Consider the following 4322-nt stretch of genomic DNA (forward strand, 5'->3'; position numbering starts at 1 on the left):
GAGCGACCTCGGCGGCGACGACGGTGATGCCCGCGACGACGGCCGGTGACGCGGCAACGGTCGCGATGCCGCAGACCTCGCAGCTGCCGGGCACCGCGCAGCTGCCGGCGGCCGATGCGGATGGTGACGATCAGGATCCGGCCGACGGATCCAAGAAGAAGCGCAGCGCCTGGACCTGGCCGCTGATCACGCTGATCGCGCTGGTCGTGCTCGTCGGGATCGGCACGGCGATCGCCCTGATGAACCAGGGCGGCGGCACGCCCGAGCAGACGACTCCCAGCACGTCCGACACTCCGAAGACGAGCGAGACGCCCGAGCCGACGGCCGGCCCGGTCTCGCTCGACGACGTCGTCGGCATGCAATGGGAGGACGCGGTGAGAGCCCTCAACACGCAGGGGTTCCCCGATGTCGTGGCCGAGGAGGGCGAGCCCGCCGACGGCGACCAGGTGGGCACGGTCTACGCCGTCGATCCGACCGGCGACAAGGTCCCGTTCACCTCGCGGATCACGCTCACCTACTACGCGGCCTACGGCGAAGTGGACCGGCCGGCCCGCGCGAGCGCCAGCCCGTCTCCCGTAGCCTCGGGCCAGCTCACGAACGTCTCCTGGCCGACGGCCACCTGCCCGGTCCCGCTGCAGCTCCAGAGCTACGACGTCACCGTGGAGGGCGACGGAGCGAAGGCGGGCAACGTCTCGGGCAACGGCATCCAGGTGCAGGCGAACACGCTCGAGGCCGGGGCGCCCAACGGCGAGATCATCGTCCGCTACACCGTGACCTGCGGCGACGGCGGCAGCATCACCCGCACCTCCCAGGCCTCGCCGGGCCTGCGGATCGCGGTGACGGCGCCGGCCGCCCCCGATCCCGGGGACGAGGAGGAGTGAGTGCGCGGCGCGGCGCCCGCGCTCGCCTAGACTGTTCTGCAGCGATCCACAGCATTCATACCCCGGGAGAGGCACCATGACCGAGACCACCGCGACCGGTGGCGCCCGCATGCTCGCGGGGCGCTACTCGATCGGTGACTACATCGGTCAGGGCGGCATGAGCACGGTCTACAGCGGCACGGACACGAAGCTCGGCCGCAAGGTCGCCATCAAGGTGATGCGCGCCAACCTCGCCGGTGACGACCAGTTCCGCACCCGCTTCCGCCAGGAGGCCCAGTCGGCCTCGCGGCTCGCGCACCCCAGCATCGTGCGCGTGCTCGATGCCGGTGACGACCTGATCCAGACCGGCGAGGGCCCGCAGCGGCTCCCGTTCATCGTGATGGAGTACGTGGACGGGCAGAATCTGCGCGAGATCGCCGCGGAGGAGCGGCTCTCGAGCGCCGAGGCCTGCCGCGTCGTCGACGCCGTGCTCAGCGCGCTCGAGTACTCGCACCGCGCCGGCATCGTGCACCGCGACATCAAGCCGGCGAACATCATGATCACGCGCGGCGGCCAGGTCAAGGTGATGGACTTCGGCATCGCCCGCGCGGTCTCCGAGACCTCGTCGACGGTGCAGCAGACCACGGCGATCCTGGGCACCGCCGCCTACTTCTCCCCCGAGCAGGCGAAGGGCGAACCGGTCGACGCTCGCACCGACCTCTACTCCACCGGCGTGCTGCTCTACGAGCTGCTCACCGGCGACGTCCCCTTCCGCGGCGACACCGCGGTGGCGGTGGCGTACCAGCACGTCAGCGAACGGCCGGCACCGCCGAGCGAACGCGACCCGAGCGTCACCCCCGAGCTCGACCGGGTGATCCTGCACGCGCTCGCGAAGGATCGCGCCCGCAGGTTCCAGAGCGCCTCCGAGTTCCGCGATGCCCTGCGCCTCGCGGCCGGCGGCGTCATGCCGCAGCTCGGCGCGGAGTCCGAGCAGACGAACGTCCTCTTCACCGCGGGCGACGAGGGCGCGTCGGAGTCCGAGCTGGCTCTGCGGCGGCTCTCGGAGTCCGGCGGTGCGACGCGCTCGCAGAGCCGACCGCCCGTGATGTGGGTGTGGGCGTCGATCCTCACCGTGATGGCGGTGATCGTCGCGGTCGTGATCTGGCTGATGCTCCTCGCGCCGAAGACCTTCACCCCGTCGAACACGCGCGAGGTGCCGGCGCTCGTGAACACGGAGGAGGCTGCCGCGCTGGCGGCGCTCGACGAGCTGGACCTCACCGGCGTCGTCGAGACCGAGGAGAACGACGAGATCGCCGAGGGCCTCGTGATCCGCACCGACCCCGAAGCCGGTGCGCGCATCACGACCGACATGCAGGTCACGCTGTACGTCTCCTCCGGCCCTTCCGGGGTCGAAGTGCCCGAGTTCAGCCTGATGTCGCTCAAGCAGTACACCGCCGCGCTCGAGGAGCTCGGCCTCGAGGTCGGCTCGGTAAGCAAACGGAACGACCCCGTCGAGAAGAAGAACGCCGTGCTCTCGGTGAGTCCCGAAGTGGGGACCATCCTCGACCGCGGCGAAGCGGTGGAGCTCGTCGTCGCGAGCGGCAAGGTGAAGATCCCCGACGTCACGGGCCAGACCGTGGAGGCCGCGACGCAGCTCCTGCAGCCGCTGCGCCTCGCCGTCAACGTGGTTCCCGATCCGAACTGCCCCGCGGCCGGGGCCACGATCATCCGGCAGTCGCTCGTGGGCGAGCAGAAGCGCGGCAGCACCGTCGACATCTTCTACTGCTCGGGCCTCAGCGGCGAAGAGGACTGAGCGCCGACCGGTGCCGCCGGATCCTGCGCGGTCGGCCCTCCGTACTCAGTCCTGCACGCTCAGCAGCGGCGAGAGCGTCGCGGCGATGGCCGCCGCATTGGGCGAGCCAACGACACCGAGCCAGTTCCCGAGCTGACGGTAGCCGCCCTCGGTGAGCACCGATTCGGGGTGGTACTGCACGCCGTAGATCGGCAGATCCCGATGCCGCAGCGCCATGACGATGCCCTGGGCCGTCTCCGCGGTGATGCGCAGCTCCTCCGGCACCGTGCTCCGCACGACCGCGAGCGAGTGGTACCGGGTGGCATCGAACTCGTCGGCGACGCCCTCGAAGAAGGGATCCCCGCTGTGCCGCACCCGCGACACCTTGCCATGCATCAGCTCGTCGGCGTGCGTGACGGTGGCGCCCATCGCCTCCGCGATGGCCTGATGCCCCAGGCAGACGCCGAGCAGTGGAATGCCCGTGCGGAGCGCGATCCGCACCATCGGGATCGAGATGCCGGCATCGGCCGGGGTGCCCGGTCCCGGAGAGACGAGCACGCCGTCGAACTCACGATCTCCACCGTCGGCGCCGCCGCGGGCGCCGAGCATCTGCTCGAGCTCGCCGACGCTCACCGCGTCGTTCCGGATCACCTCCGTCGATGCGCCGAGCTGCTGCAAATAGCCGCCCAGCGTGTAGACGAAGCTGTCGTAGTTGTCGATCACGAGGATGCGAGTCATGAGTTCACCGTCGATTCTTCGGACGTCAGCAGGGTGGCGGCATACGGGTAGGCATAGGTGACGAGCGCCCACACCAGCACGGCGGCGGCTGCGGCGAGCACGAGGATCCGCAGCCAAACGGGGCCGGGGAAGAAGCGCCAGAGCAGTGAGAACATCAGACCGCCGCCTCCCCGGTCTCGCCGTCGATCGCCGCGAGTTCGGCGGGAGCGCCCGCGCTGCGGGGCTGGAAGCGGTCGAACACGGCGTAGGCGATGGCCCGCTCCTCGGTACCGCCGTTCTTGGGGTGGCAGGTGGTCAGGGTCATGAGGCGATCCTCGGCCGGGTCGACGTCGATCCTGGGGAACGGGTTGAGCACGTCGTAGGCCGAGGGGAGCACGTACTCGAGCGACCGGAACCGGTAGGTGTACCAGCCGTCTTCGGTCTCGAGATAGATCGGATCGCCGACGCGCAGTTCCATGACCTCGCGGAACGGGGTGATCCACGGGCCCGATCGGTGGGCCGCGAGCCCGAGGTTGCCGTAGTCGCCGGGCATCTGCGTCGTCTCGTAGCGGCCGATGCCCTTGTCCGAGACGTTCAGCACGGTCTCCGGGTCGGTGCCCTCCGCGACGCGATAGGTGAAGCGCTCCCCAATCGCCGGGATGTGCAGCAGGCCGAAGACCTCGCCGGGCGCGTGCGCGGCCGTGACCGGCACCTCCCCGTCCCAGGGTTCCTCGGCCTGGGACGCGGCGGCCCAGCGCGCGGAGTCCTGCGCGGCGAGCGCCTGCTGCTGGGCGGGCACCACGATCTGCGTCATCGCGTACTGCCAGCCGAAGAAGCCGAGCACGGCCACGCCGCCGACCACGAGCAGTTCGCCGATCACCGTGAGCGGGCTGAGCCGCTTGCGGCGGCGGCGGGGCCGGTCGTTCCGGCCGCTCCCTCCTGGCGCGCGCGAA

5 protein-coding genes are annotated in these 4322 nt (G+C 70.6%); 2 read left to right on the plus strand and 3 right to left on the minus strand.

Translation table 11 applies throughout. The annotated features are described in order from the left end of the window. On the plus strand, positions 1-881 hold an 881-nt coding region (locus ACFPZL_RS10515; RefSeq protein ID WP_382335349.1), incomplete at its 5' end, for a PASTA domain-containing protein. 76 nt (positions 882-957) lie between these two features. Next, positions 958-2673: a Stk1 family PASTA domain-containing Ser/Thr kinase gene (gene pknB, locus ACFPZL_RS10520; protein WP_218114693.1), complete on the plus strand. Its 1716-nt coding sequence runs from the start codon at positions 958-960 to the stop codon at positions 2671-2673. A 45-nt stretch (positions 2674-2718) separates the two neighbouring features. Here pknB and ACFPZL_RS10525 read toward each other — a convergent pair whose 3' ends face one another. From ACFPZL_RS10525 to ACFPZL_RS10535, 3 genes are all read right to left on the minus strand, one after another. Then, positions 2719-3390, minus strand: coding sequence for an anthranilate synthase component II (locus ACFPZL_RS10525; RefSeq protein ID WP_218114692.1), 672 nt, complete (start codon positions 3388-3390; stop codon positions 2719-2721). Continuing rightward, positions 3387-3545: a hypothetical protein gene (locus ACFPZL_RS10530; RefSeq protein ID WP_218114691.1), complete on the minus strand. Its 159-nt coding sequence runs from the start codon at positions 3543-3545 to the stop codon at positions 3387-3389. The genes ACFPZL_RS10525 and ACFPZL_RS10530 overlap by 4 nt, the downstream gene beginning before the upstream one ends. Next, a partial coding sequence (locus ACFPZL_RS10535) for a class E sortase (protein WP_382335351.1) occupies positions 3545-4322 on the minus strand: 778 nt, incomplete at its 5' end. The genes ACFPZL_RS10530 and ACFPZL_RS10535, both read right to left, overlap by 1 nt.

The sequence above is a fragment of the Leucobacter soli genome, from assembly GCF_042659205.1.
GTDB lineage: Bacteria > Actinomycetota > Actinomycetes > Actinomycetales > Microbacteriaceae > Leucobacter > Leucobacter soli.

What these genes read in the sequence shown, in the direction of transcription:
- ACFPZL_RS10525 (WP_218114692.1), bottom strand. Translation starts at nt 3,390, where the DNA reads ATGACTCGCATCCTCGTGATCGACAACTACGACAGCTTCGTCTACACG.
- ACFPZL_RS10530 (WP_218114691.1), bottom strand. Translation starts at nt 3,545, where the DNA reads ATGTTCTCACTGCTCTGGCGCTTCTTCCCCGGCCCCGTTTGGCTGCGG.
- pknB (WP_218114693.1), top strand. Translation starts at nt 958, where the DNA reads ATGACCGAGACCACCGCGACCGGTGGCGCCCGCATGCTCGCGGGGCGC.